This window comes from Leptolyngbya sp. 7M (genome assembly GCF_018128485.1).
This window is the reverse complement of record NZ_CP070897.1, coordinates 6249437-6275609: the sequence shown is the minus strand read 5'-3', so window position 1 is coordinate 6275609 and position 26173 is coordinate 6249437. Positions and strand designations below refer to the sequence as shown.

The window sequence follows — 26173 nt, the reverse complement described above, 5'->3', positions numbered from 1 at the left end:
TGCCGAAGTGCGCTTATCGATTTGACGCTGGCCGCCAATGGTTGCCATATTGCGCCGGGAGGTTGGGAGGATCAATGATGAGACATTCAGGCACATTAGCGGTGGTTTCGGTGTTTGCCGCGCTATGCTGCGGCCCTGCTGCGTGGGCGCAAGATGGTGGAGAACAGGCAACTCCTCCCATCTTGCAGGACCTGTTCGATTGTCGCGCGATCGAAGACACAACGCACCGCCTTGCGTGCTACGACGGACGTACCGATGCGCTGGTCCAGGCTCGGGATACAGGTCAATTGATGATTGCCGATCGCGAGCAGATCCGTGAGGCGCGGCGCGGATTGTTCGGGCTAGCACTGCCGCGCCTTCGCATTTTCGGGCGAGACGATGAAACCGGAAATCACGAGGAGCAGGTGCGTAATTTGGAAGGTGTGATCCGTTCCGTCAGCGAGACTTACAACGGTTACATTTTCGTGCTGGAGGAAGGAGGCACCTGGATGCAGTCGGAACGTCAGTATCCGGGAATTGAGCCTAAGCCCGGGCACAAGATACATATTCGCCGCGCCGCGCTGGGAAGCTTTATGGCCAGTATCGAGGGACGTAACGGCTTTCGGATAAAGAGGCTGCGCTGATCATTGCGTACGCGAGTTCCTGCATGAAGCGGATCCGATTCTGTTTCGCTCTGCCAAGGTTTGGTGGACATCGTCTTGTAACGGCACAATGGCCGAGCGACTAAGCGTACGACGAAAGTAAGCAGCAGTGCCATGCCAGTAGGCGAACCGGAACATCCTGACGCCCTTGTTGCGGCTGCGCTAACAGCGCGCCAAAGCGGCGATCTGCCGCTGGCGAAGCACTATCTCGTTCTCGCGACCTCGTCTTCCGAAAATTCCCAACATTTCAACATGCTTGGCAATGTGCTGGCCGACCTGGGCGATGTTTCCGGGGCTGACCGCGCTTATGAAAATGCAATAGCTCTGGCTCCCAACCAGCCGGACGCTTGGACAAACCGTGGCAACCTGCTGATCGGGACTGATGATCCAACCGCTCTATCGTCACTCGAAACAGCATGTAGGTTAGCACCGCACTCTGTCTTGGCATGGATGGGGCTGGGTAAAGTATTGCGTTCGCTGAGGCGGTTCGATGATGCGATCATGGCCTTTGAACGAGCGCGAGAAATTGATCCCGAGCGTGCAACTATTCCCATACAGATCGGTCGGTTTGGGCAGGATTTTTGCCTGGTCGAACCTGGACCGATTCCACCTCCTTCGCTGATCATCAAAACCTCGGCGATGGATCAGCAGGGACTCCAGCAGCAGATCGATAAAGATGTTTACCTGGCAGGGGGCTATCACATTGCGGCGAATTGGTTCAACATTCTAGAGCATTTTTCGATCAACTCCCGCACCATCGGCAGCATTCTCGAACTAGGCTGTGGTACAGCCCGCAACCTGCGTCACTTTCGCTGCATCGAGGGGCTGCGGCTGGTCGGATCGGATGTGAATCTAGAGATGATTGACTGGTGTCAGCAGCATATTCCTGGCATTGAGTTTTATGCCAACGATCTACAGCCGCCTTTGGCCTTTGCCCAACCCGATTCATTTGATCTGGTGTTTGCTCTTTCTGTGTTCACCCATATTCCCTTGGAGTGGCAGCAAAGCTGGCTAGAGGAGATTCGGCGTGTGCTGCGTCCGGGTGGCATTTTTCTCTGTACGGTGGTGGGCAAACGCCATCCCCACTGGAACTATCTCACTAGTGAAGAACGAACGGAATATGAGCGCACGGGTCGCTTGACCTTGACTAGCTCTAGCCCCAGCGCTTCGCTTTCAACTCAGGTGGGTGGCTCTGGCTGGGACGTGTTTCAGAAGCGTTCGGAAGTAATCAGCGTATTTGGCTCGGTATTTGATCTGATTGATTACATCCCTGGTGCTCAAGATGTGTTGGTGTTGGCAAAACCCGGTGGTGGTTGGCTGACTCACACTCCCTATCCTGGGCTGGCAATCGGTTAATCCTGCCTTTCTTCATCTAACAAGCTATGTCTGCAACCTGCTTTTCCTGTGGTCACACCCATCTCGAACCGATTATTTCCTTCGGTAAAACACCGTTAGCAGATGCCCTATTGACCGAAGCGCAACTGCAAGCACCAGAAATTTTTGCCCCGCTCGATCTGGTATTTTGCCCAAACTGCACCCTGGTTCAGATCACCGAATCTGTACCGCCGGAAATTTTGTTTTGTCGCGATTATCCCTACTTTTCCTCGGTCTCGAAAGCACTGCTCAACCACTTTGCCGCCAGCGCTGAATTTTTGATCGATTCGCGCTCGCTGAACAGCAACAGTTTAGTAATCGAGGCGGCCAGCAACGATGGCTACCTGCTGAAAAACTTTATGGTGAAGGGCATTCCGGTATTGGGCATCGACCCGGCAGAGGGACCGGCACAGGTTGCCCAAGCTGCTGGCAGTGCAGTCCATTGCGCATGGAGGCGAAAGTTTACTGGCGATTATCAACGACATTCTGGATTTATCCAAATTAGAGGCAGGGGAACTCAAACTAGACACCGTCGAATTTTCGCTGCGAGGCATGATCACCGATCTAATCTCCCTGTTTCAGCCGCAGGCCCAGTCAAAAGGGCTATTGCTGGAAGCATCGATCACACCAGATGTGCCCAATCGGTTGTTGGGTCCAGTCGATCGATTGCGGCAGGTTCTCACAAATCTGATCAGCAATGCGATTAAATTCACGGCTACTGGAACCGTGCGGCTCACCATTAAACGCTGGGAGGAGTCCGATGACGATTCAACCATCAAACTGCATTTTCAGGTTCAAGATACAGGCATTGGTCTGGCTCCAGCGGACCAGGTCAGAATTTTTGAACCATTCACTCAGGTAGAAACTTCTGCGACCCGCCAGTACGAAGGCACCGGGTTGGGGTTAACCATTTGCCGTAAAATTGTCCGACTCATGGGGGGAGACATTGGCGTTGAGAGTGCCCTGGGGAAAGGAGCTACCTTCTGGTTTACAGCATCGTTGGAATCGCTGCAATCTCAGCTAACCCCAGCTTTGCACTCGACTGCATCAGATTGCACAGTCGTACCGTCAACGGCTCGCATTTTGCTAGTAGAAGACACGCCACTGAATCAAAAACTGATGCTGCAAATGTTGAAACGATTGGGATATGAGGCCGATGCGGTGAGTGATGGGCAGCAGGCGCTCGATCAACTGGCTATCCACACCTACAATATTGTGCTGATGGACTGTCAAATGCCCGTTCTGGATGGCTACGAGGCAACGCGGCAGCTACGAATCCAAGAAAGTCAACGCTCACAGCAAGGCCAGCCTCATCGAACTACCGTGATCGGGGTAACGGCCTACGCTATGGTGGGGGACCAGGAAAAGTGCTTGGCAGCGGGCATGGATGACTATCTGAGCAAACCCATCAAGCTAAACGATCTCAAGAGCCTTTTAGAACGCTGGCTTTAGAAAATTAACCCAGGCAAACCGGGGGCGGTGATGGAGTGAATAGAAAATTGCGGAATCGACGATGCTCACTGCGACCCAAGGTTTCCAATTCCTCGATTAAAGGATCCACATCCAACTCCGTCCAGCGCTCGCTTTTGAGCAAGTCTACCTGCTGCTGAGTCCACAGCCAAAAATCCTGATCGTAGGTTGTTGCATCTGCCGAGTTGAATGACCCCATGCAGCGCTTCTGGGTTTTGTTGCTGGACCACCAGTGCCGCACGGTTTCCAATGCTAGGTAAGGGCAAACTGCGCTGGCTCCATAGCCGATTAGGCAAGCAAAATGATGGGTGCTCCAGCATTGGGCCGTATCTACCACCAGCGAAGCTTTCATCCGCAGACCTTGCCGAATCAGGTGATGGTGAACAGCTCCAACGGCGAGTAGGGGTGGGATGTAGCTATAGTCTGGGCTGAGGCTTGCTACTCCGGCTGGCGACTGGCGATCGCTGAGAATCAAGATTTTCTTGCCGTCTCGCACGGCTGCGGTTGCCTGCTGGCAAAGTTGGTGCACGGCATATTGCAGTCCATCCGGGCCATCAGCAATCTTGAACTGGGTTGCAAGATCGGCAGTGGCAAACTCGGACTGGCGAATTTGCTCCAACTCGGCGTCGTTAAGGACTGGAGAGTTTAACTTCAGTAAATGGGCATATTCCGGCTTTACGTCCAGGAAGTTACCTCTTTCCCCCAGCTGCATCGACAGCGACATCACCAAGCTTTCCCGCAGGGGGTCAATGGCCGGGTTGGTGACCTGGGCAAACCGTTGTTTGAAGTAGTCGTAGAGCAGACGCGGCCTACTCGACAGCACGGCTAGCGGCACGTCATCGCCCATACAGAAGGTTGGCTCCTTGCCTTGGGATGCCATCTCCTCGATCACCATTTCCACATCTTCGCTGGTGTAGCCAAAGGCAATTTGTTGGCGCAGTAGAGTTTCGGCATCGAGCTGGGTGGTGTCCTGGAACGCCTGTGGTTGGAGTTCGCGACGATGGGCGGCAAGCCATTTCCCATAGGGATGTCGGCTGGCAATCCGTTGTTTGATGTCCCAGTTCTTCAGGATCTCATGCTGTTCCAGATCGACTGCGATTGCCTGACCGGGGCCGAGGCGTCCCTTCTCCACAATCTCGGCTTCTGGCAGCTCTATCACTCCTGCCTCCGAGGCCACCACAATCAAGCCATCGCGAGTGATGCTGTAGCGAGCCGGACGCAGGCCATTGCGATCCAGCGTGGCACCCACAACTTTGCCATCACTGAAAGCCAGCAGCGCTGGCCCGTCCCAGGGTTCCTGAATGCCGCTGTAGTACTCATAGAAATCGACAATTTCGGGATGCTCGTCTAGATCCGGCTGATTCTGGTAGGCTTCCGGTACCATAATCATGATCGCTTCTAGCGGGCTGCGACCCGACTGCACCAGCAGCTCCATCACGTTGTCCAGGAGCAATCTGAGTTGGCAGCGGTCATTAGCCAGATGATGCCTGGAGTCCTGCAAATGATTTCTGGATTACAATGGGCAGCGATGTGTCCTAGCACCGACAAATCAACGATCGCGTTACTGGCTCGATGGAACAGCCGCGAAGATTTTGAGTCACTGGGACAGCAACCCGGTTTTGACAAAGAAACAAACTATTGGCAAGACTACGCAGTGAACGAACATGGTCTCTATGAAGTAGAGCAGATCATCCGCTAGCTTTTGAGTTTTAGCACTTCGTTGGTATTGTACTCAAGTAAACAAGGAGGAACCCATGAGTCAGTCTCCGCAACCACTCAATGGAACCCTAAGCAAAACTGACACCATGAAAGCGATCCGCATTCATGCTTACGGAGGAGTTGAAAATCTCCAGTACGATGAAGTACTGCGCCCCGAACCGCAAGCTGGTGAAGTCCTCGTGCAAGTATATGCGGCAGGAATCAACCCGATCGATTGGAAAATTCGCGAGGGCTACTTGAAGCAAGCGTTCAATTATGCGCTGCCCGTGATTGTGGGCACGGATCTGGCTGGCATCGTGGCTGAGGTTGGCGAAGGGGTCACAACCCTGCAACCCGGACAGGCAGTGTATGGCGTAGCAGACATGACGCGCTCTGGCTCCTATGCTGAATATGCCGTGGGATATGCTGAGGCGACCGCCCCCAAACCTGAAATGCTCGACTTCATCCACGCAGCTTCTGTACCGATTGCAGCCATGACCGCATGGCAGGCACTATTTGATGGAGCGAATCTTCAGACAGGGCAAACGGTACTGATTCACGGGGCAGCAGGCGGCGTGGGAAGTTACGCCATTCAGTTTGCCAAGTGGAAGGGCGCAACGGTGATTGCCACGGCATCGGCTGTCAACGCAGACTATGTGAAAGGTCTGGGTGCGGATCAAGTGATTGATTATGCCGCTCAACCATTTGAGCAACAGGTCAAACCGGTCGATGTAGTGCTGGATCTGGTGGGTGGAGACACGCAGGTGCGATCGTGGCAAATCCTGCGCTCTGGTGGAGTGTTGGCATCTACACTGGGCGTACCCCAAACCGGAATTCCAGCAGGCATCAGAGCAGTGCCTGTGTTTGTCAATCCCAGAAATCCTGCACAATTGCAACACATTGCTCAACTGATTGATCAAGGACAGGTCAAAGTCACCGTTGAGCAGGTTTTTCCGTTAGCTGAAGCGGCTAGAGCACAGACAGAGAGCCAACCATGAAAGCCTTCTTCTCCGTGGCGGGCAGCACAAACCTGGTATCCAGCCCGCTGCAAGACGCTGGCAACGTAGCTACGCATGTCGGCATTGTCATCCACTACCAGAATTCTGGCGGATGAATCGACTGTCTGAGAAGTGGTCTGAGAGATTGGGGCGGTTTCTGCTCCGGAAATCACTGTAGGAATTTCTAGTGAGACGGCTGATGGAGCTGCTTTGTTCAGTCCCTCGATTTGCCCTTGAACATAATCTTCCTGACCTTGCAGTTCGGTTTCAATGTCAGCTAATTCAACTGTGGCGCGGCTCTGTTCCAATTCTGCCGGTCGCTCGCTCACTTGAGCAATTGGCAAATGGGTTTTACCCAGCGGCAGCAATACTGAGAAGATCGTGCCTTCACCGTAACTAGATTCCACCGTAACTTTGCCACCATGCAGGTCAACCAGTTCCTTCACCAGCGCCAATCCTAAACCGCTGCCTTCATAGCTGCGACTAGCCGAACCATCAGCCTGTCGAAACCGATCAAACAGATAGGGAATCTGGTCGGCCCGAATGCCAATGCCTGTATCCCTTACTTGTACCAAGCAGTGATGCTCTGCCGTTTGTAGCCAGACCTCGATTTTGCCGCCCGCTTCGGTGAATTTGATCGCATTCGACAGCAGGTTATAGAGCACCTTGTCGAACTTTTCCAGATCGAGATAAACCGAGGGGCAAGCTTCTAAACAGGTCCGCAGCTCAATTTGCTTTTTAGCGCAGTAGGGCCGGAAGGAGTCCACCACTTGCTCGATGAAGGCCAACAGGTCGCAGGGATGGAAATGGGGCTGCATGCGTCCAGCATCGAGGCGCTGAAGATCGAGGAGCTGGTTGACCAAACGCAGGAGGCGGCGTGAGTTGCGCAGCGCAATCACCGATTGCTCATAGGACAGTCCCTGCTGTTGTTCGACTGCAGATTCCAGCGGGCCAAGCGTCAGCGTCAGCGGCGTGCGAAATTCATGGGGTACATTTTGGAAAAATTCGGTCTTTTGCCGATCCAGTTCAAGCAGCTTTTCGGCCTGCTGGCGAGTAGTTTGGTAGAGCCGAGACTGCTGCACGGCAATTGCGGCTTGGGCCGCCACGGCCTGGGCTAGCTCCACTTCAGCGGGTTCCCACTGGCGCGACTGGTGAATCTGCCGGAGGGAAATGCTGCCGATAATTTTGCCGTCATAGAGCAGGGGGACCACTAACAGCGCTCTGGCCGGAGCACGTAGCATTATCGCTGATAGTAGGATTGGCAGTTCTGGCATTTACCCCAACAGCCACCGCCCAACCGCTGACCTCAGCCGAATTGCCAGCCGTAGAATGGTTGAAATTTCAAGTTCCAGCTGCTGCGCAGCCGGACTTCATCGCACAAGACGCGGCGATTTGGACGCCGGTTTTGTCCAGCTATCCAGGGTTTCAAACCAAAGAAATCTGGACGAATCCAGACCGCCCCGATGAGTTAGTAATAGTGATTCACTGGAATAGTTTTGCTGATTGGCAAGCCATTCCCAAAAACGTTCTTGATCGCACCACTGAAAAATTTCACGCGGCAATGAACGCCGAATACACACCAGAGGCAACAGGATTTCGCCTAGCATGGCGTTCTGATTCAGAATAAATCATCTGGGTTATGACACTGCTCCACAGATCACAAAGGTTGAAGGTCAAATGACAAAAGCGCTTGATTTCCCTGTTGGCTATCCGGCTGCCAATTCTACCCGCAAACTGCCGCTGCGTTGAGTGCTAGTTGTGCCTTCACCTAGAGGAAGTGCTGGTGCGGGTCGAAAATCAGCTAAATCTGCTTAACATGCAGCGTCAGTTAGAACAGCAAAATGCCCAGCTTCAGCAGGAAATCCAAGAGCGTAAGCGGGCGGAGGCTACCTTGAAGGAAATGCTAGAACTGCGCGAAGACCTATCGCGGATGATCGTGCATGATTTGCGCAATCCCCTCACCACAATTCTGCTCTACAGCGATTTTCTCCTGCGTCAAGGGGAACTGCAAGATCGAGCTAGACAGAGTGCTGAGGTGATTCAATCAACCGCTCAGCAGCTAGAGGCCATGATCAATGATTTGCTGATCATGGCCAAGATGGAATCGGGAAAGTTGATCCTCAGCTGCACTGAGGTTGATTTGAATTATCTGGTGATGGAAGTGGTCGAACATTTACGAGCAATTGCCGACCAAAAGCAGATTCAGCTAGTTGCTCAACTTCCCGACCAGGAACAAAGGGTTTCTATCGATGCTAATTTGTTCCGTCGCGTTTTGGACAATTTGATCTCGAATGCAATTAAATTTTCTCCTGCCAATCGTTCAGTGATTGTAAAAGTCGCCTATCCAACAATTGCCACCACGAACTCACGCTGCAAACAAGCCAAAATTTCGGTGATTGACCAAGGTTTGGGAATCACCGAAGACCTCCAGCAACAGATTTTTGAAAAGTTCACCATCGGCGACTTAGTCAAAGGTGTACCCCATTAGTGGCGCGGCTGAAGCAGGTGGGTGCCACTACGATCATGACCACGGAGCGCTTGGAAGAGTATGGGCCAGTGGCACGGTTTGGGGTGGAAGAATTTGTCTCTGATAACGTGATCATCGTCCGCAATGTTCTGGAAGGGGAACGGCGGCGGCGCACGATGGAGATCCTGAAGCTGCGCGGCACCACTCATATGAAGGGAGAGTATCCGTTTACGATCACCAACCAGGGCATCAACATCTTCCCACTCGGCGCAATGCGACTGACCCAACGATCCTCGAATGTGCGCGTCTCTTCCGGCGTTAAAACGCTGGATCAAATGTGCGGCGGCGGCTTTTTCAAGGATTCGATCATTTTGGCAACGGGCGCGACCGGCACGGGCAAAACTCTGTTGGTGAGCAAATTCTTGCAGGATGGCTGCCGGGTCAACGAACGGGCACTGCTGTTTGCCTATGAGGAATCGCGAGCGCAGTTGTCGCGGAACGCCTACTCCTGGGGCATTGATTTTGAAGACCTGGAACATCAGGGACTGCTGAAAATCATCTGCGCCTATCCTGAATCGGCAGGCTTAGAGGATCACCTACAAATCATTAAGTCAGAGATTTCGGAGTTCAAACCCTCCCGGATTGCGATTGATTCCCTCTCAGCTTTAGCGCGGGGCGTCAGCAACAATGCCTTTCGGCAGTTTGTGATCGGCGTGACGGGGTTTGCCAAGCAGGAGGAAATTACCGGCTTCTTCACCAACACCACCGATCAGTTCATGGGGTCCCACTCGATCACCGATTCCCATATTTCCACCATCACCGACACAATTTTGCTGTTGCAGTATGTGGAGATTCGCGGCGAAATGGCGCGGGCGATCAACGTGTTCAAGATGCGTGGCTCTTGGCATGACAAGGCAATTCGAGAATATATCATCAGCGGCGATGGACCCGAAATCAAAGATTCGTTCCGCAACTTCGAGGGTATCATCAGCGGCTCTCCGTCGCGGGTGGCGGTTGATGAAAAGAATGAACTGTCTCGAATTGTGCGCGGGTTTCAGGAGAAATCGCAGGATAGCCCAGACAGTAAACCGGAGTAGCGTGGCCCACGCTGGCTGCATGGGTTGATCATGGGCGTGCTTCACAACTCAGAGAATTCAGCCAAAATAAACCATAAGCCTGAGCTAAATTCTGCCTATGGAGCCACGCTTTTATCCGATTCCCCAAACCGACCCTCCTCGCTCACCCAGGGAAACCCTTCCCACATAGTATGGGGGCATTTCTACTGGGTGCAGGTACTAAAGGTAAACGCAGCAGTTTGCCCAGTTCGCGGATTATGATTCACCAACCCTCCGGCGGGGCAGAAGGGCAGGCGGTGGATATCGAGATCCAAGCCAGGGAAATCCTTTATCTCAAACGTCAGATTAACCAACGGATGGCGAACTATACAGGGAAATCCCTAGAGCAAATTGAGCAGGATACGGAGCGCGATTTCTTTATGTCAGCACAAGAAGCAGTGGACTATGGCCTGATTGATCAGGTAATCGACCGCCCCCCAGTTTCGATGCAGCCTGACTTAGCAGCAGTTAGATAGCCCATCTATCGCCAAGCCTTTGTTCGCCTTCGATCCAATCGGCCCTCGATCAAAGATTTAGCCATGCGTGCCATGATTCTCAAGGCTCCTGGTTCTCCGCTTCAGGAAGCCGAGCTACCCATTCCCACGCCACAGCCGGGACAGGTGCTGATTCAAGTCCATACCTGTGGCGTCTGCCGCACCGATTTGCATGTAGTAGATGGTGAGTTAACGCAACCGAAACTACCGCTGGTGCCGGGACACCAAATTGTCGGAACCGTGGTCGGTCAAGGAGGAGACGGACAGGGACCATTTCCACCCGGAACTCGCGTCGGTGTACCCTGGCTCGGACATACCTGTAACCACTGCCGCTATTGCCTTACCGGACGAGAGAACCTGTGTGACAACGCCCAGTTTACCGGCTATCAACTGGATGGCGGCTACGCCGAATACACCGTTGCCGATGAGCGCTTTTGTTTTGCGATTCCGGCTGGCTATCCCGATCTGCAAGCCGCTCCTTTACTCTGTGCTGGCCTGATTGGCTATCGCGCGCTGATCATGACCGGAGAGGCCGAGCGGATTGGGCTATACGGTTTTGGGGCCGCTGCTCATATCGTGATTCAAACCGCACGCTATCAGAGCAGACAGGTGTTTGCCTTCACGCGGTCGGGCGATACCCAGGGCCAGCAGTTTGCTCGCGATCTGGGAGCCGTGTGGGCCGGCAGTTCAACCGAAGCTCCGCCTGAACCGTTGGATGCAGCAATTATTTTTGCTCCGGTGGGTGCTCTGGTGCCAGCCGCGCTCAAGGCGGTTGTCAAAGGTGGCGTGGTGGTTTGTGCGGGAATTCACATGAGTGACATTCCCTCCTTCCCCTACGAATTGCTGTGGGGAGAGCGGGTCTTACGGTCGGTGGCAAACCTCACCCGTCAAGATGGCGAAACTCGCGCTAGCCGTGGTCTCTGGTTTAGAGAGCGACCTTTAAACTGCGGACGACTTTGTCCTACCCTGAGAGGCTTGGACAAAGACCAGCTTGGCTGGGACTTTAAGTAATTTATTATACTAATTTTATACTGAGCAACCATTGATAAAACTTCAGTGAAATCAGAGCTAAAACCCACTCAATCTACCAGCAAATCTCTGAAATTAAGTTATTTTCTATACATTAGTTAGCGCCACGATCACGTAGATGAGTCTTTTTCGAGCGGATGCTGACTCTGTTTAATCTATTTCAACTCAGGTCATAAAACTTAGGTTATAAAACATGGTAAAAATTCAGTCATTGCTTACTTCATTGCTAGTTGTGGGTGCGGCTTGCCTATCGGCAATCGAGGTTAGTGCCAAGCCCGACAATAAAGCTCCTAAGCAGCCTGCTGGCAATCCTTCTAGCCAGCCAGCGAACTGTACTGCTGGCAGCGTCACGGCTGGTTTACTGGCCTACACAAGCTGTATTGGTTCTTTCACAGGTAATGATGTCACCGATGGCGCTGCAGGTGGTGGCGATGATCCCTTGCTCGATCAACTGACTGCTGGGATTTTTGGTGGTTTGACCAATTGGTCCTTGCTAGAAAAGGTCGATGAACCTGGTAATGGGTCTGTTTTGAGCTGGACGGAAACCAGTGAGGGCATTGGCAAGTGGAGTGTTTCTACCCCCATCACCAGTCCGTTTGTGTTGAGCTTAAAAGCTGGTAACTCCTGGAGCGCCTACTATTTTGCCAATCCTTCCAGTCTTTCCATCACTGGAGGATTGTGGAACACATTGGGAGTTTCCTTAGCGGGAAATGGCAATAACGGCAAAGCGCTATCCCATGCCTCAATTTTTGTGGTTCCGGGCGGTGGAGATAATCCAGTCGAAGTGCCCGAACCCACCGTTTTAGCTGGGATCGGTTTAGTTGCTGCCAGCAGCCTGAGCCGCTTGAGAAAGAAACCTGCATAGTTCTGCGACGCTCACCTATCCCAAGCCATCTGATGCAGCCTGCTCCTCTTAAGCTCCCCTTAATGCGTTTAGGAGGAGCATTTTTTTCGACAGACATAGGCAGTCGTTACAGGTGATGAGCGCTCTACAGTCTCTACCACGAATCCAGCCTCTTCCAGCATGCGTTCTATAATCCAACCAAACGTAGTGTATTCATCCCGAACGTGAGTTTCAAAATCGGTAACTGTCCAGCCTTCACCCATCGGTTTAGCTAGATCGTCGCGCTGCCGGACCCGACCAAGCCCGCCAGCCAACTGCAGATCCACCACGAGGAGATCCCGAACTTCGTCGGAGCTCAGGGCACTGTTGTCGGCATGAAGGAGATGACCATGCCCTTCCCGCTGGCGCCAGGCGTCTCATTGGAGGGATTGGCCGTCGGCGACAAGGTCGAGTTCACCTTCGATGTCTGGCTCAAACCGCGAATGACGTATCACCTGAGCAAAATCGGCAAGCTCCCGCCCGACACCGCGTTGAACTTCAAGGCCGGGCCAAGCCCGAAGAACTCGCCGTAACGACGCGCATCCGCTGCCTGCGAATGCCGTGTGTTTCCGTGCGCGATCGAGGAAAGCGAGCAGGTCCAAAAACAAACCGAGCACTCGGCATGAAGCCGAGCGCCGGGTCTCGTGGGGGTCTTGTTCAGGTCAGGCTCAACTCGCCTGATGAACGTAGTTTAGCCAATTTCTCAGGGCCCACAAGCCGGAATGAGGCTGATCTCTGAAGAATCCGCACTCTAGAGCGCGAAGACCCGGTCAAGATCCAAAAAAACAGCATTCGCAGTGCAACACGTGCACTCTGGCAGGAAACTACGCTTCCCCTTCACCGACTTTAGGGCGAACACCTTGGTCAAGACCAAGCTCGGCCATGACTTGCTGAAGGTCCGACCAGACCAACCGGCGATTCTCCGGCGTGTAGGACCGCAGGAGGAAAGCCGGGTGGTACGTGGGCATAACCTTGACAGGCGTGGATTCGGGTCCTGGAGGGGTAAAGGTTGCCCACCGGCCCCGAAGGCGAGACATTGATTCCATAGTTCCCAGCAGCGCTCTCGTCGCGGGCAGGCCCAGGGTGACCACCACCTGGGGGGACACAATCCGGATCTGCTCATACAGGTAGGGTGCGCACAGGCGGATCTCTTCGCTCGTGGGCGTGGCATTGTCGGGAGGCCTGGTCTTGAGCACGTTGGCGATGTAGACCTGCTCCCTCGACAGGCCCATTGCCGCGATCATCTTGTTCAGCAGTTGTCCCGCACGGCCGACGAACGGCACCCCCTGGCGATCCTCGTCGGCCCCCGGAGCCTCGCCCACGAACATGAGTCGGGCGCAGGGGTCTCCGTCTCCCCACACGATGCTGTGGTGGTCCGTCACGAAGTGCTGGTGCGGAGCGTCGGCCTCGTAGCGAGCCCGCAACTCCTCCATCGCCCGTTCAATCGCCGCCTTCGTGCGCACGAGGGGCTTCAGTTCGAGAGACGCATTCGTTCTACAACGAGTTCTTCGAGATATTCGGCATCCGCCGCCGCCAGGTCGCGATCTACGAAAAGCGGGTCGCGCTGCTGCGCCAGAAGCACGGCTTCATCGACCTGTTCTGGCCCGGCGTCTTGCTGATCGAACAGAAGAGCGGGCGGCTCGATCTCGACCGGGCCCAGGGGCAGGCGCTGGACTATCTCGACGGCCTGCACGCCACCGAACAGCCGCGCTTCGTCCTGACCTGCGATTTCCAGACCTGGCGCCTGCTCGACCTCGACACGGGCCGGGAGCTCAAGTTCCGGCTCGCCGACCTGCACAAGCACGTGCAGGCGTTCGATTTCATGCTTGGCCGCCGGGTCAGCTTCGAACGGCAGGAAAGCGTCACCATCAAGGCGGCCGAGCTGATGGGCCGCATCCACGATGCACTGGAGGCGAACGGCTACACCGGCCACGACCTGGAACGCTTCCTCGTGCGCCTGCTGTTCTGCATGTTCGCCGACGACACCGGCATCTTCCAGCCGAAGGACATCTTCCTCCAGTTGATCGAGCACGACACCAAGCCCGACGGCAGCAACGTGGGCCGGGTGATCAACGAGCTGTTCGAGGTGCTCGACACGCCGGAGGACGAGCGCCAATCCAACCTGCCGGGCGAGCTGAGCCAGTTTCCCTACATCAACGGCGCGCTGTTCCACGAAAACCTGCGGACGCCGGCGTTCGATGCCAGGATGCGCGAACAATTGCTCGATGCCGCGCGGCACGATTGGGCGGCGGTCAGCCCGGCGATCTTCGGCAGCCTGTTCCAGAGCGTGATGGACGCGAAGGAGCGGCGGGCGAAGGGGGCGCACTACACCAGCGAGGACAATATCCTGAAGGTGATCGGACCGCTGTTCCTCGACGACCTGCGGGCGGAACTGGACGGACTGAAGGCGCGCAAGGCGGCGAAGGACAAGGCGCTGCTCGAATTCCAGGCGCGGCTGGCGCGGATGACCTTCCTCGATCCGGCCTGCGGCTGCGGCAATTTCCTCGTCATCGCCTATCGCGAAATCCGGCGGCTGGAACTGGAGTGCCTGAAGGAACTCTACCGCGACCAGGTGATCGACGCCGCGCTGCTCAGCCGGGTCACGGTCGAACAGTTCCACGGCATCGAGTACGAGGAATTCCCGGCGATGATCGCCGAGGTGGCGATGTGGATGACCGACCATATCGCCAACAACGCCATCAACGAGGCATTCCGATTGAACTACGCCATTCAAGCAGTTGGATTGCCGCAGGAGTTGGCAGGCAGCATCTACGGTAAGGGGGATTTTGTCAGAACTGGTCATGAACTGAAAGGAAGTTGACAAAACAATCACTTATTGATTTTGCACTAAATCTTTTAACAAATCATTAATTCAATTCCTAGTTAATAAGGCCCAGATCACAACCCGCATACTTTTAATTCGTAACTTTGGTTTCCTTAACTTAGTTTTTAATAAATTGCCATGTTTATTACAGAACGTAATTTTCTGCTGTCCTTTAATCTTGCGTGATCCCCGCGTTAGTCTGCGACAATTCGCTTTATTCATTAGGACAGATGCCGAGTAATCGAGCGAACGATATATCTATTTTTAGGTGTTTCTTTTGTTTTTAAAGAAATGCTTAATATTTGAGGCTTAGTGGTTTTTCCGTGATCCCTAGTTAGTTTACAGAAATATCCGTAGAGTTACCCAGAAGCCCTGTGAAAATACTCAGGTGCTGGAAATGTATCCGTAACTTAACAGGAGTCTAAAGAGAATCTAAATTGTTATCTTCTCTTTGGGATCGTTGAAAACTTTACTACACGAGCTTTACATGCCCGTTATTCGTTCAAAACCTATAAATAGCTGAGATGAGAATGAAGTGGAAGATTCGCTCTGGGAATGCCTCGTCTATGAAACCCGTGAATGACAGAATTTCTGCTTGCCGCCACTGCCGCTCCTACAGGGCAGAAGGGCGTCGAGGTGGATATTGTCAGCAGCTTGGGGTACCGGTGCAAGGAAGCTGGAAAACTTGCTCTCTCGCAATGGCTCCCTTTACTGCGAATTGGCAGCAGCTAGCGGGGATCGGTTCGTGGCTATCGCCTTCTAGCGATCCCGAAACTCAGATTACCTCTGAATTGGCTTTACCCACTCTTACTTTACCGGAAACAGAGGCCATTCCGGTGGCTCCAGTTACTCCAATCATGACCGAAGAAATGCTGATGGGCTTGGAGTAGCCTAGTCTGGAGTAAGCTTTAACCTGGAATACCCTTTAATTTGCTTTAGCTTCGAGGGCAGACTGAATCGGTTCTGGAACAGTCGTGAGGAAGTCATAGCCCGTGAGCTGTTCAATGGCATCAATGGAAGTACGATAGCTCTTCCAGGCCATTTCTTTGATCCCCTGTTGATTGGGCATAATCACAGCAATCACTGGTGTTTCTGTTTTCAGGCTTTCTATTCCCAAGCCGGGACGATCCATGACGACAATGATCTTCCAGCTGACCAAAGCAGCTTTGCCTCACCTGAAGGAAGGTAGTGCCATCATCAACTCGACATCGGTGACAGCTTATAAAGGTAATCCGCAGCTCTTAGATTACTCCACGACCAAAGGCGCGATTGTAGCCTTTACTCGTTCGCTGTCGCAGGCACTCGTTAGCAAAGGAATTCGGGTGAATGGAGTCGCACCCGGCCCAATCTGGACGCCGCTGATTCCATCGACCTTTCCTGAAGAGAAAGTCGAAAGCTTTGGTGCACAGGTGCCGATGCAGCGAGCCGGTCAGCCGGAGGAAATTGCACCCAGCTATGTGTTTTTAGCCTCTGACGATTCTTCCTACATGTCGGGTCAGATTCTGCATACCAATGGTGGTGAAGTGGTCAATGGGTAAGTAGGTTGTCTAGATTGTCTTTAAACTGAAAGAATCCTACTGCTGAGGGAAGCAAGATGAAATATCGACAGTTGGGCAATAGTGAATTAACCGTCTCCGAAATTAGCCTCGGCTCGTGGCTGACCTATTCGGGTGGGGTGGAGCGGCAGAAGGCCGAAGCTTGCATCCACAAAGCTTTTGAAGTAGGGATTAATTTCATCGATACGGCCAATGTCTATGGGCGGGGTGCGGCTGAGACACTCCTAGGTGGAGTGTTGCGAGGGGTTGATCGCTCCTCTTATATTCTGGCTACGAAGGTGTTCTTTCCCATGTCGGATACCGATCGAGGACTGTCGGCGGCTCAAATCCGTAAACAAATTGACGCCTCGCTGCAACGGCTGCAAACCGACTATGTCGATCTCTACCAGTGCCATCGCTATGACGTGAACACGCCCCTCGAAGAAACCATGACTGCCCTGACCGAAGTGGTGCGGCAAGGAAAGGCGCGTTATATTGGCTTCAGCGAATGGAATCCGGACCAGATCAAAGCTGCGCTATCGATGACAGACGTAGAGCGGTTTGTCTCTAGCCAACCCCAATACTCGATGCTGTGGCGCAAACCCGAAGCGGAGGGGTTTCCCCTCTGTGCTGCCAATGGCATCGGCCAAATCGTCTGGTCGCCTCTGGCGCAGGGCATTCTCACCGGCAAGTATCAGCCCGGTCAACCGCCTCCGTCCGACTCGCGGGCCGCTAACGACAAGATGAACGCCTTCCTAAAGGACGAAATCGCCAATGATCGGGTGCTCTCTGCCGTCCAAAAGGTGAAACCAATTGCAGCCGATTTGGGTTTAACCATGTCCCAGTTGGCGCTAGCTTGGGTGGGATCAGGCGCTGATTGTCTGGATCGGTTAAACCGCCAGTGAGTTGTGCCAGAAGAGATGTATCCATGCTGTGAGCAGATGACTTTAATACGAGAGCAGAGAACTCAAGACTCAGGACTCAGTCGCCCCACTTCTGTTCCACATTCAAAAATTCTACGCGCCCTTTGCAAAGGAGAATACCTATTTTCTGTCTCATTCTGCGCACCCCAACCACCATAAACAACCACTGTTTTATCTGGTTGCGGTAAAATACAGCAGAATCTAGATTTGACCGCTTGTGAACCTACCATTTTGCTAAAACAATTGTGCCTTCACCGCCTGAAACACAGCACTTTGGATCATGGAGACAATCCACCTACAGATTTCAGATGAAACACTGCGCGATGGGGAACAGCAGGTCGGCATTTTTTTTGAGAGCGAAACCAAGCGAACCCTAGCCCATCGGATCGCTGCAACGGGTGTGCATCAAATTGCCCTAATGCCAGCCATTCACGCTACGGAGGAACATCTGGTGAAAACGCTGCTTCAGGAAGGATTGAGCCAGCAACTCGTGGCGTCAACCATGATGGTGCGGCCATTGATTGATCAGGCAAAAGCCTGTGGCGTAGGACAAATTATTCTGTTCAATGCCGTCTCCGATCGGCTGCTATTTTTGCGAGATGTGGCTATCCGTTGCCATCCAATCTACGCAACTAAAACAATTGACGATACAATTCCTCAGCCTGTGATCAATCGGATTCGGCAAAGCATGATTGAAACTGTGCTCAAGCACCTCCGCTATGCAGCCAGCTTAGGCTTAAAGATTTGTTTTGCAGCAGAAGATGCTAGCCGTGCTGATTTTGATTTCCTGGTCGAGTGCATTCACAGCTTTAAACCTTACCTACAGCAGTTCCTCCTCTGTGACACGGTTGGTATCCTCACACCTGAAAAAACCTATATCTGGATGCATGACTTGCTGGAATACACTCAACATGCACCGCTATCGGTTCATTTTCACAACGACATGGGGTTAGCCTTAGAAAATACGATCCAGGCTGTTCAGGCCGGAGCTACGGGCATTTCTGGCACCTTTGGCGGCATTGGTGAGCGAGCTGGGAATGTGGCTCTAGAGCAGGTATTAAACGGTCTGCGGCTCCGCTTTGGTTGGGAGGTAGATGGCATCGACTACGATGCGCTCGTCCATGTGACGGATTTGCTCGATCAGCTCAACCTGCATGCCCATCCGCCCTACTCGCGCCCAGCTCAACGAGCACAAACCAAGCATGAACCCCATGAACTCATCTGCCGTTACCTTGCAAGATTATTTTGATGTGATTGTCGTCGGGGCTGGGCATTCCGGCTGTGAAGCGGCATTGGCGGCGGCTCGCTTAGGTTGTCGGACATTGCTGCTGACGCTGAATCTCGACAAAATTGCTTGGCAGCCTTGTAATCCGGCGGTGGGTGGTCCGGCAAAATCGCAGTTGACCCACGAGGTAGATGCGCTAGGCGGCGAAATTGGCAAAATGGCGGATCGCACCTATCTGCAAAAGCGGGTGCTGAACATCTCACGCGGACCGGCTGTGTGGGCGCTGCGGGCACAGACCGATAAGCGGGAATACGCCGCTGTGATGAAAACGCTTGTGGAGAATCAGCCCAACCTCTCGGTGCGCGAAGGGATGGTAACGGATTTGGTGCTGGGGAGCAATGACGAAGTGATTGGCGTGGAAACCTACTTTGGCGTAGCGTTTGAGTGCAAAGCGGTGGTGTTGACCACAGGCACCTTTTTGGGCGGGTGCATCTGGGTTGGGAACAAATCAATGGCAGCCGGACGAGCTGGTGAGTTTGCCGCCGAAGGCTTGACCGATACGCTGAATCGGCTTGGCTTTGAAACCGGACGTTTGAAAACCGGCACTCCAGCACGGGTAGACCGCCGTTCGGTAGACTACAGCAAAATGGAACCCCAACCCGGCGATCCCGAAACCCGTTGGTTTAGCTTTGATCCAGAAGTTTGGGTCGAGCGGGAGCAGATGTGTTGTTACCTGACTCGCACCACGGCTGAAACCCACCGCCTGATTCGGGAAAACCTGCATCTGTCGCCGGTCTACGGTGGTTGGGTAGATGCCAAAGGACCGCGCTATTGCCCCAGCATCGAGGATAAAATTGTCCGCTTTGCCGACAAAGAATCGCACCAAATCTTCATTGAACCCGAAGGCCGCGACATTCCGGAACTCTATATCCAGGGCTTCTCGACCGGCTTGCCGGAAAATCTCCAGCTACAAATGCTGCGCTCGCTGCCCGGTCTAGAAAACTGCGTCATGTTGCGTCCAGCCTATGCGGTGGAGTACGACTACCTGCCTGCCACCCAGTGCTACCCGACGCTGATGACCAAAAAGATTGCTGGGCTGTTCTGTGCAGGGCAAATTAACGGCACCACGGGTTACGAAGAAGCTGCCGCCCAGGGACTCGTGGCCGGAATCAACGCGGCTCGTTTGGTACGCGGACAGGAGCTGATCGTCTGCATACAGAAGAAGTGCTGATGGTTGAGGGCATTCAACTCCGGAGCGACGACGGTACCGTATTTGGGATAATCGACCAAGGCAGCGCAGAGGAGAATGCCGGTCAGTTTCACCTCGTATTGGATTGTGCCGTCCTGATAGAAATACCAGAAGAAGCCATATTCGTAGTTGTCCACCGTGGCAATAAACGACACCACCAACCGCCGCGAGCGTCGCACTTCTACCTCATCTAGCCGCCAGTCGGTGTGCTTCCAGAGAATGCCATAGTCTTCTTCATGCATACAGACGGCATTTTCGGTGATAGCAACCTCGCCCCGGCTGTTAGTCAGCACCGCATCAAAGTAGCGAATTTCGCCCAAGCAGTCGCAGCCCAGCTTCAGAGAGTTGGCCAGCATGCCGACGCCATGCTCTCCCAAATCAAAGGCATTTTTGCGGAAGTGCTGCGGGCGTGGATCGCCATAGGGCACCACCATTTCTGCCATCGAAGCTCGGTAGAGAATGGGCCGAACCCGACCCTGATCTTCGTAGCCTACGGTGTAGAGGACCAAGCCTTCGCGGGGCGTAAACCCAATCCGAAACTGCCACTTCTGCCAGCGGACAAAGTGCCCTTCCACTTCAAAACTGGGGCCTTGGGGCTGGGTAATCTGCAGCGGCTTAATATCTGGGCGCAGGGAGGGCATAAAGCGGGCCGCATATTCGCTCGGTTCGGGCGGTACTGGCACCACTCCCATATCCTCGATCCGCACTACCTGCATTTGATTGAGGTCAACCACGGGCACTACCCCATCAATCGGGCGAGCGTAGAAGTTACCGTCGGGGCGGCTACGCAAATAACACAAACAGCGCGATAGCCTCATCCCCACTTCGTCGGCAAAGCCAAAGTTGCCAATTGCCCAGGGGTCTACCACGACTAGATCCAGATCGGTAATACCGCGCTTTGCTAAAACCGCCTGAAACTCTGGATGAGCCTTGACCGCCGCCTCGCACTCGGCCAGTTCATCAGCCATGATGTTGGGCTGTACGCCCGGAATGTGTTGCCAAGACAAAACTTTGGTTTGGGTCAAGGAGACAATCGCCTCGTAGGTCGCCCCTGTCGAGTTGTCCAGCAGAATCAAAAAGGCTTCCCGCTCGAAGGCATCACCGGGCTGAAAATTCAGCACCATTGCCTTGGGTGGCTCATGCAACGTGACACAGGGAAACCGAAACTGCTCGCCTACCGAGTATTCACTTCGCACAATTGCAACCGCAGAGTCCCGGAATGGCAATTTGTCCGGCAAAGAAGAACCCGACGATCAGCACCCAGGCAATCGTTTCCCAATCCCAGGGCACTTGCCATGCCAAACTGCCGGTGGTTTCGCGGGGTTGCCCGGCTCCTAACAGCCAGCGGATACTCAGCCAAACAATCAAGGCCACGCCAATAATCGCTCCCAAAGCCGGTACCGTGCTCACCAAGGCGAGTTTTACCAGGGTTCGTTGGGCGACCTGCTGCTCCTGATCCTCCAGCGTATTCAGGGCTTCGGTACGCTGCTGGAGTTGATACAGTCTGGATAGGGCTTTGTAGCGAAACCATCCTTCTAGCTGTTTTTGCAATAACTCTTCGGCGTTTGGGAAAATTTGGGGCGGTTCGCTCCAGAGACCGGTCAGCACATTCGCCAGTTGAGCAGATTGACTAGGGGGATTGCCGGATTGAGTCAACTTAGCCCAAGTGGCGAGGGCTGACTGAATATTGTCCTGGTCTGCCTGTAGCAGTCCAATCCGCAGGTCCAATTGCTGGAGCAGGTCGGACTGTTTTTGAATGTTGGTCAGGGTTTGGCTGTTCTGGAGTTTATCCTGAGTGGAGGGAATGGGAGCCGTGGGTGCGGCAATTGGGTTGTCGGAAGCCGCAGGTGCAGGAAGCTGCTGTTGAAACTTTTGCAAATTGGTAGCAGCCGATTGGCGCACGTCTTGGTATTGCTCTAGCGCAGTTTTGAGCGGATCATTACCCAGAACGGCCTTGCGAGCGGCCAGCAGGTTTGCATCCTGAGGGTCATCAACCTGCAACTCATTAACATGCAGCAATAAGTCAGTTTGGTAAAGCTGGAGCCGGTCAGTGATTTGCGGTTCGGTTAAGCTGCTCCAAAGCGATAACCCCAGCAGGGGAATGACTAACAGCGTAATGGCGACCAAGAATAGGCGTTTCAGTGATACGGTCATCCCATTTCCCTAGATGTTATGGACTGCGCTCCTTGTATAGTTTCGCATCAATCGTTTCGCATCTGCCGGACAGAAGCATGAAGCTGTCTTGAGGCTTCTCTCCTATCTCCCCCGTTCCTATCCCAAAAGAGGTAAAATCTTGTTGATTTTTTAGCTCTAATGTTTAGCTTCAACGGAGGACGGAACCCTGGTTACTCGCGTCATTCTGGTTCGACATGGAGAAAGTACGTTCAACGTAGAACGGAGAGTCCAAGGTCATTGTGATTTGTCTACCTTGACCGAAGCGGGTCGCATGGGTGCCCAGAACCCCCGCTTGGTCAATGCCTCGGCTGTTTGATTGACGGCATCTAACTTATCAAGGAAATTCAGCGTCAAGTGTTGCCAATCGCCAGCGGCAATAATCTCTGATTTATCACGAAAATAATCGAGAATATCAGAAGGATGTTCGCGAATTTGTTCAATTGCTGGATCGCCGCCCTCATGCTTGGCCGAAATGTTGGGAATGTGATCCGCGAGGGACAACAGCTCAGCCCGCCGATTGTAGGGCTGCCGCACGATGCTCTTCCAGGTTTCGGTAATGTGATGCTCAAACCGCACCTGTTGTTCCAAACCCAGCGCCTGCCGTACCTGAGCAGTGCGTTCAATTGTGTCGTTGTCTACCGAATTGCTCCAGTTGAAGCCAACTAGTGGCGTAGAGCCATCATCTCTGGCAAACAGTTTGGCGGTCAGCAGGGTCCACAGCGCTGAGTAGGGGTTGTCGTTGCCCATGAATACAGAAATTTTGAACTCGATATTTACACCAAGGCGATGCAGCAGATAGCCGAGCAACACGGTACCGGGATTGAGATTCAACACCTGCCGTACTCCATAGCGGGTGTAGTAATAAAGATATTCATCCAACCATTGCAGTGCATGGGCATTGGGTTGACCGACTCCGCCGAAGTAGCCGGTAATGGTGCTGGGTCCGTTTAGATGAATGTTAGAACCGTCGGTGCCTTTGGTATCGAGTGTGGCGACAAAACTAGCGCCGATCAGTTGCATTGCGGCGAGAATGCCGACCAGATCCCCATCGGCCTCCTGCTCTTTCATATTGCGCACCTGAATGAAGCGAGCGGGCAGCAACTCTTGGCGAGCTATCACCTGCTCAGCGGCGGCAATGATCCAGGGAAAATATTGGCAAGCGCTAATTTCTAGCGTCACGCCAAATGCATCGGCAAAGTTCATATTGGCGTCAGCGTCAGCCAATATTTGGCGGCGGTAGTCGGCAATGCTGATAAAAGCCTGGTTCTCGGCCTGTTCCTTCAACCAATGCAGTTGCGGAATATAATCGGGCCGGATCTGTTCCACCTGTCGTAGCAAGGTAGAGAGCTGCATAGCCTGCTCAGCTTTAGCGTTGATTTCTGCTGGCGTGCCGTATTTAGCAACAATCGCCAGAACGTCATTGATCACCTGCATCTCTGCATCAACCAAAACTGCATTCAGGACATCCAGGCGATCAGGTGAAATATGGATCTGCCCTCGTAATTCCTCTCGTAATTCCTCTCGTAATTCCACGGGATCGCTTGGAAGCCTATCTGGTGCAGGTGCAGGGGTCAGCTCGCCTCCAGCTCACAGACGGGTCGGTGATGTCGATTGGGTACGCTGGACGTACCGACTATCCCTATGTCAGTATCGGGCGGGAACTGGTGAATGCCGGGAAGATTGCCGAATCCGACCTGACGTTAGCTGCCGTCAGAACCTACTTTCGCCAATACCCAGCCGAGCTAGATCGATACCTGCCGCGCAATAACCGCTTCGTCTTCTTTAAGGAAACGACTGGTTCACCAGCCACTGGCAGTCTGCGGGTTCCGGTCACGGCTGGACGCTCGATCGCGACCGATAAATCGTTAATGCCTCCAGGCGCTTTAGCCCTGATTCATACTCAGCTTCTTGAAAGCCAGGGAGAGGATTCTCCGCTGCCCGTTAGCCGCTATGTGCTGGACCAGGATACGGGCGGAGCCATTCGCGGCGCTGGACGGGTCGATTTGTTTATCGGGACTGGCACTGCCGCAGGCGAGCAAGCAGGCCAAATCAACCACACTGGGCAGCTATACTATCTGCTGTTGAAGTCCCCTAGTTCCTAGCTTGAGGCAAGCCGGCTTGAGCGTAATCTGAGAGATACAGGTATCCCTCCTGGCCAGTGCTATGCTAAGTAGACTACGGTAACTGATGTGTTACTTAAATTGTTCTTATAAAATAGAAGCACAACATAAATCGCGCTCATAGGTCCGACGACGGAAACCGTTGATACTAGAATCGAGCAGTTGGGAGTAGGAACTGAAGCTAGGCATTCTCAAGACAGATTCTCAAGACCACGTCTGCTATTTCTTATGATTGCTGTGAAGTTGGATCAACCTTCGCTAGTGGTGAATGGACCAAACAGTGAGCCAAGACCATCCATCATTGCAGCTCGGAATCAGAAATAGCGGGTAGTTCACCTGAGTCAGATTTTATGAATGCTGCTGCTCTTGAAATTACCCTCCAAATGGTCCTGGCCGTTATTGCGGGAATCGGTGCCCAAGTGTTGGCCGATTACCTCAAAGTGCCTAGCATCGTGTTTTTGCTGCTGTTTGGCATCCTGCTAGGGGCTGACGGTATGGGTTGGCTACACCCTAATCTGCTGGGTGTTGGGCTAGAGGTGATTGTCTCCCTCTCGGTAGCGCTGATTTTGTTTGAGGGTGGTCTAAATCTGCAACTGCGCGATTTGAGTCGGGTTTCTGTTAGCCTACGCAACCTCGTCAGCTTTGGCGTTTTGATCACCTTCCCGCCATCAGCTCCCGCCAAACTGAGAGAAACTCATCGGTTAGGTCATAGCGAGCATCGTGATCTAAATGCAGTCCGTCACCGGCTAACTCAACTGGATCGCCCCCCGTGACCACATTAATCAACAGCCGACCTTGGGAGAGGCGATCAAAGGTGGCAGCCATGCGAGCAGCCATACCCGGCGAAGATAATCCTGGACGAATGGCGACCAAGAACTTCATCCGTTTGGTCACGTGAATCAGGGATGCAGCCGTGATCCAGGCATCTTCGCAAGAACGTCCGGTGGGCAACAGCGCTCCTGTAAACCCAAGCGCATCGATGGCTCCTGCTAACTGCTTCAGATAGTCGGATGTTACGGCCCGTCCACCTAGCGCAGTTCCGAGATAGCGGCCATCGCCGTGGGTTGGAAAAAACCAAAGAACATCCATCGCCAAAACTCCTGCTGAGAAACCGTACATGCCAAGAATAGGAAGGGCTGCCCCTTCACAACCCCCGAGTATGATGCGCTTGCTTGCAAATTCTAAAATACGGTAACTTTATCGATTTACCGTATGAAGCACGTTAGCACAGGCAGTCGCAGAAGATCAAGTCATTCGTAGATTTATCAGTGGATGTTATATATTTAGCTTCTTGAACTGAAATGAGTATTTTGTGATTCAAAATACATATGTGCTTCTGTACACAAATGGCAGCAAGAAGTAAAATTTGTAGCTATTGAGGTAGATAGGCAAAATTAACTATCAAACGTAGAGAACGTCTCCTGTCTGCTAGGGGGTTCGCACTACTTGATCGAAACATTAGGTTAATCCACTTAGCTTGGAACGGTTTGCTGCAAATAGCAATACAGCAGACTAACCCATATATACAGCATCGCCCCGAGTTAGGAGGCGATTGCCTGCTTTAACAATCAATGCAATTTATCAATGCAGGCTGTTAGACTATTTGCTGTTATCTATACTTCCATTTCTCACGTCAATAAATTAGCTATCAATCCGATTATTCCTCCTGCCAACACCAACCAAGCCGAATTGACTTTGAAGCGAAACACGGCAAGCACGCTCAAAACCGCAACCATGACCGTTAATCCATCCACTACTGCGGTCCTCAGCAGCGTATAGGAGACGCCTGCCATCAGCCCCAGCGAAGCTGCATTGACGCCATCTAGAAAGCCGCTAGCCCAAGCCGATTGACGCAGTTTCGTTACCCAGGGATTCACCAGCCAAACAAGTACGAACGCCAGCAGAAAAATGCGTGAAACCGCCAGCATTGTCCGGAGCATTGAAACAATGAGA

At 53.2% G+C, this 26173-nt stretch carries 29 protein-coding genes and 4 pseudogenes; 22 read left to right on the top strand and 11 right to left on the bottom strand.

What is annotated here, in order from left to right; all coding sequences use genetic code 11:
• Window positions 1-74 precede the first annotated feature (74 nt).
• The 4 genes and pseudogenes from JVX88_RS33495 to JVX88_RS33480 all read left to right on the top strand — a co-directional run bounded on the left by JVX88_RS33495 (window position 75) and on the right by JVX88_RS33480 (window position 3467).
• A complete protein-coding gene (locus tag JVX88_RS33495) occupies window positions 75-623 on the top strand; it encodes a hypothetical protein (protein WP_211622976.1) in 549 nt (182 codons plus the stop codon).
• Window positions 624-755: 132 nt separating this feature from the next.
• Window positions 756-1997 (top strand): methyltransferase domain-containing protein, encoded by a 1242-nt coding sequence (locus JVX88_RS33490; protein WP_211622974.1) that lies wholly within the window; start codon window positions 756-758, stop codon window positions 1995-1997.
• 26 nt (window positions 1998-2023) lie between these two features.
• A pseudogene (locus JVX88_RS44700) lies at window positions 2024-2209 on the top strand (class I SAM-dependent methyltransferase); the annotation flags it as partial.
• Between the two features lie 220 nt (window positions 2210-2429).
• Window positions 2430-3467 carry an ATP-binding protein gene (locus JVX88_RS33480; protein WP_263975367.1) on the top strand — a complete coding sequence of 346 codons (1038 nt, stop codon included), beginning with the start codon at window positions 2430-2432 and terminating at the stop codon, window positions 3465-3467.
• A 4-nt stretch (window positions 3468-3471) separates the two neighbouring features.
• Here JVX88_RS33480 and JVX88_RS33475 read toward each other — a convergent pair whose 3' ends face one another.
• On the bottom strand, window positions 3472-4920 hold the full coding sequence (locus tag JVX88_RS33475; RefSeq protein WP_211622968.1) for a DUF29 family protein: 1449 nt from the start codon (window positions 4918-4920) through the stop codon (window positions 3472-3474).
• Between the two features lie 66 nt (window positions 4921-4986).
• Here JVX88_RS33475 and JVX88_RS33470 point away from each other — a divergent pair, with 66 nt between their 5' ends.
• Together JVX88_RS33470 and JVX88_RS33465 are read left to right on the top strand one after the other, a co-directional pair.
• Window positions 4987-5184 carry a hypothetical protein gene (locus JVX88_RS33470; protein WP_211622966.1) on the top strand — a complete coding sequence of 66 codons (198 nt, stop codon included), beginning with the start codon at window positions 4987-4989 and terminating at the stop codon, window positions 5182-5184.
• Between the two features lie 55 nt (window positions 5185-5239).
• Window positions 5240-6181 (top strand): NADP-dependent oxidoreductase, encoded by a 942-nt coding sequence (locus JVX88_RS33465; RefSeq protein ID WP_211622964.1) that lies wholly within the window; start codon window positions 5240-5242, stop codon window positions 6179-6181.
• Here the strand turns inward: JVX88_RS33465 and JVX88_RS33460 are convergent.
• Entirely contained in the window at window positions 6100-7422 is a 1323-nt protein-coding gene (locus JVX88_RS33460) for an ATP-binding protein (protein WP_263975366.1), read from the bottom strand. The two genes, JVX88_RS33465 and JVX88_RS33460, sit on opposite strands and share 82 nt — an antisense overlap.
• Before the next feature lie 17 nt (window positions 7423-7439).
• Here JVX88_RS33460 and JVX88_RS33455 point away from each other — a divergent pair, with 17 nt between their 5' ends.
• The 6 genes and pseudogenes from JVX88_RS33455 (at window position 7440) to JVX88_RS33430 (ending at window position 12151) form a co-directional block, all read left to right on the top strand.
• Window positions 7440-7808: a TIGR03792 family protein gene (locus JVX88_RS33455; RefSeq protein WP_211622960.1), complete on the top strand. Its 369-nt coding sequence runs from the start codon at window positions 7440-7442 to the stop codon at window positions 7806-7808.
• Window positions 7809-7964: 156 nt separating this feature from the next.
• Window positions 7965-8669 carry a sensor histidine kinase gene (locus tag JVX88_RS33450; RefSeq protein ID WP_211622958.1) on the top strand — a complete coding sequence of 235 codons (705 nt, stop codon included), beginning with the start codon at window positions 7965-7967 and terminating at the stop codon, window positions 8667-8669.
• On the top strand, window positions 8669-9745 hold the full coding sequence (kaiC, locus tag JVX88_RS33445) for a circadian clock protein KaiC (protein WP_317134533.1): 1077 nt from the start codon (window positions 8669-8671) through the stop codon (window positions 9743-9745). Before JVX88_RS33450 ends, kaiC begins: the two co-directional genes overlap by 1 nt.
• Before the next feature lie 167 nt (window positions 9746-9912).
• Window positions 9913-10239 (top strand): annotated as a pseudogene (locus JVX88_RS33440) (ATP-dependent Clp protease proteolytic subunit); the annotation flags it as partial.
• A gap of 63 nt (window positions 10240-10302) precedes the next feature.
• Window positions 10303-11268, top strand: a complete 966-nt coding sequence (locus JVX88_RS33435) for a zinc-dependent alcohol dehydrogenase family protein (RefSeq protein ID WP_211622954.1) — start codon at window positions 10303-10305, stop codon at window positions 11266-11268.
• Window positions 11269-11479: 211 nt separating this feature from the next.
• Entirely contained in the window at window positions 11480-12151 is a 672-nt protein-coding gene (locus JVX88_RS33430; protein WP_211622952.1) for a PEP-CTERM sorting domain-containing protein, read from the top strand.
• A 68-nt stretch (window positions 12152-12219) separates the two neighbouring features.
• Here JVX88_RS33430 and JVX88_RS33425 read toward each other — a convergent pair whose 3' ends face one another.
• Window positions 12220-12456 (bottom strand): hypothetical protein, encoded by a 237-nt coding sequence (locus JVX88_RS33425; RefSeq protein ID WP_211622950.1) that lies wholly within the window; start codon window positions 12454-12456, stop codon window positions 12220-12222.
• Here JVX88_RS33425 and JVX88_RS44695 point away from each other — a divergent pair.
• Window positions 12406-12534, top strand: a pseudogene (locus JVX88_RS44695) (hypothetical protein); the annotation flags it as partial. The gene JVX88_RS33425 and the pseudogene JVX88_RS44695 overlap by 51 nt on opposite strands.
• Window positions 12535-12546: 12 nt before the next feature.
• Here the strand turns inward: JVX88_RS44695 and JVX88_RS39845 are convergent.
• Window positions 12547-12786, bottom strand: a complete 240-nt coding sequence (locus JVX88_RS39845) for a hypothetical protein (protein WP_225931269.1) — start codon at window positions 12784-12786, stop codon at window positions 12547-12549.
• A gap of 207 nt (window positions 12787-12993) precedes the next feature.
• Window positions 12994-13632, bottom strand: a complete 639-nt coding sequence (locus tag JVX88_RS33415; RefSeq protein ID WP_211622948.1) for a uracil-DNA glycosylase — start codon at window positions 13630-13632, stop codon at window positions 12994-12996.
• 50 nt (window positions 13633-13682) lie between these two features.
• Here JVX88_RS33415 and JVX88_RS33410 point away from each other — a divergent pair, with 50 nt between their 5' ends.
• Together JVX88_RS33410 and JVX88_RS33405 are read left to right on the top strand one after the other, a co-directional pair.
• Window positions 13683-14990 (top strand): type IIL restriction-modification enzyme MmeI, encoded by a 1308-nt coding sequence (locus JVX88_RS33410; RefSeq protein WP_315875374.1) that lies wholly within the window; start codon window positions 13683-13685, stop codon window positions 14988-14990.
• A 533-nt stretch (window positions 14991-15523) separates the two neighbouring features.
• On the top strand, window positions 15524-15883 hold the full coding sequence (locus JVX88_RS33405) for a hypothetical protein (protein ID WP_158672927.1): 360 nt from the start codon (window positions 15524-15526) through the stop codon (window positions 15881-15883).
• 35 nt (window positions 15884-15918) lie between these two features.
• Here JVX88_RS33405 and JVX88_RS33400 read toward each other — a convergent pair whose 3' ends face one another.
• Window positions 15919-16125, bottom strand: coding sequence for a DNA/RNA non-specific endonuclease (locus JVX88_RS33400; RefSeq protein WP_211622944.1), 207 nt, complete (start codon window positions 16123-16125; stop codon window positions 15919-15921).
• A 7-nt stretch (window positions 16126-16132) separates the two neighbouring features.
• Here JVX88_RS33400 and JVX88_RS33395 point away from each other — a divergent pair, with 7 nt between their 5' ends.
• The 4 genes from JVX88_RS33395 (at window position 16133) to mnmG (ending at window position 19907) form a co-directional block, all read left to right on the top strand.
• Window positions 16133-16531 carry an SDR family oxidoreductase gene (locus JVX88_RS33395; protein WP_263975365.1) on the top strand — a complete coding sequence of 133 codons (399 nt, stop codon included), beginning with the start codon at window positions 16133-16135 and terminating at the stop codon, window positions 16529-16531.
• Between the two features lie 56 nt (window positions 16532-16587).
• Complete coding sequence (locus JVX88_RS33390) at window positions 16588-17433, top strand: aldo/keto reductase family protein (RefSeq protein ID WP_211622942.1); 846 nt, start codon at window positions 16588-16590, stop codon at window positions 17431-17433.
• Between the two features lie 298 nt (window positions 17434-17731).
• A complete protein-coding gene (locus tag JVX88_RS33385; protein ID WP_211622940.1) occupies window positions 17732-18700 on the top strand; it encodes a 2-isopropylmalate synthase in 969 nt (322 codons plus the stop codon).
• On the top strand, window positions 18663-19907 hold the full coding sequence (gene mnmG / locus JVX88_RS33380; RefSeq protein WP_317134532.1) for a tRNA uridine-5-carboxymethylaminomethyl(34) synthesis enzyme MnmG: 1245 nt from the start codon (window positions 18663-18665) through the stop codon (window positions 19905-19907). Before JVX88_RS33385 ends, mnmG begins: the two co-directional genes overlap by 38 nt.
• On the opposite strand, the gene JVX88_RS33375 is transcribed toward mnmG, so the two are convergent.
• Window positions 19808-21121 (bottom strand): hypothetical protein, encoded by a 1314-nt coding sequence (locus tag JVX88_RS33375; RefSeq protein WP_263975364.1) that lies wholly within the window; start codon window positions 21119-21121, stop codon window positions 19808-19810. The genes mnmG and JVX88_RS33375 overlap by 100 nt on opposite strands.
• Complete coding sequence (locus JVX88_RS33370; protein WP_211622936.1) at window positions 21111-22079, bottom strand: hypothetical protein; 969 nt, start codon at window positions 22077-22079, stop codon at window positions 21111-21113. The genes JVX88_RS33375 and JVX88_RS33370 overlap by 11 nt, the downstream gene beginning before the upstream one ends.
• Before the next feature lie 187 nt (window positions 22080-22266).
• On the opposite strand from JVX88_RS33370, the pseudogene JVX88_RS43540 reads away from it, so the two are divergent.
• Window positions 22267-22335, top strand: a pseudogene (locus JVX88_RS43540) (hypothetical protein); the annotation flags it as partial.
• Here JVX88_RS43540 and JVX88_RS33360 read toward each other — a convergent pair.
• Window positions 22335-23633 (bottom strand): hypothetical protein, encoded by a 1299-nt coding sequence (locus tag JVX88_RS33360; RefSeq protein ID WP_211622934.1) that lies wholly within the window; start codon window positions 23631-23633, stop codon window positions 22335-22337. The pseudogene JVX88_RS43540 and the gene JVX88_RS33360 overlap by 1 nt on opposite strands.
• A gap of 8 nt (window positions 23634-23641) precedes the next feature.
• Here JVX88_RS33360 and JVX88_RS33355 point away from each other — a divergent pair, with 8 nt between their 5' ends.
• Together JVX88_RS33355 and JVX88_RS33350 are read left to right on the top strand one after the other, a co-directional pair.
• A complete protein-coding gene (locus JVX88_RS33355; protein ID WP_317134531.1) occupies window positions 23642-24202 on the top strand; it encodes an MltA domain-containing protein in 561 nt (186 codons plus the stop codon).
• A 368-nt stretch (window positions 24203-24570) separates the two neighbouring features.
• The gene (locus JVX88_RS33350; protein WP_211622932.1) at window positions 24571-24993 is read left to right on the top strand and encodes a cation:proton antiporter; all 423 of its coding nucleotides are present in this window, start codon (window positions 24571-24573) and stop codon (window positions 24991-24993) included.
• Here JVX88_RS33350 and JVX88_RS33345 read toward each other — a convergent pair.
• Window positions 24875-25339: an LLM class flavin-dependent oxidoreductase gene (locus JVX88_RS33345; protein ID WP_317134530.1), complete on the bottom strand. Its 465-nt coding sequence runs from the start codon at window positions 25337-25339 to the stop codon at window positions 24875-24877. The two genes, JVX88_RS33350 and JVX88_RS33345, sit on opposite strands and share 119 nt — an antisense overlap.
• A 509-nt stretch (window positions 25340-25848) precedes the next feature.
• Window positions 25849-26160 (bottom strand): chromate transporter, encoded by a 312-nt coding sequence (locus tag JVX88_RS33340; RefSeq protein ID WP_211622930.1) that lies wholly within the window; start codon window positions 26158-26160, stop codon window positions 25849-25851.
• Window positions 26161-26173 lie beyond the last annotated feature (13 nt).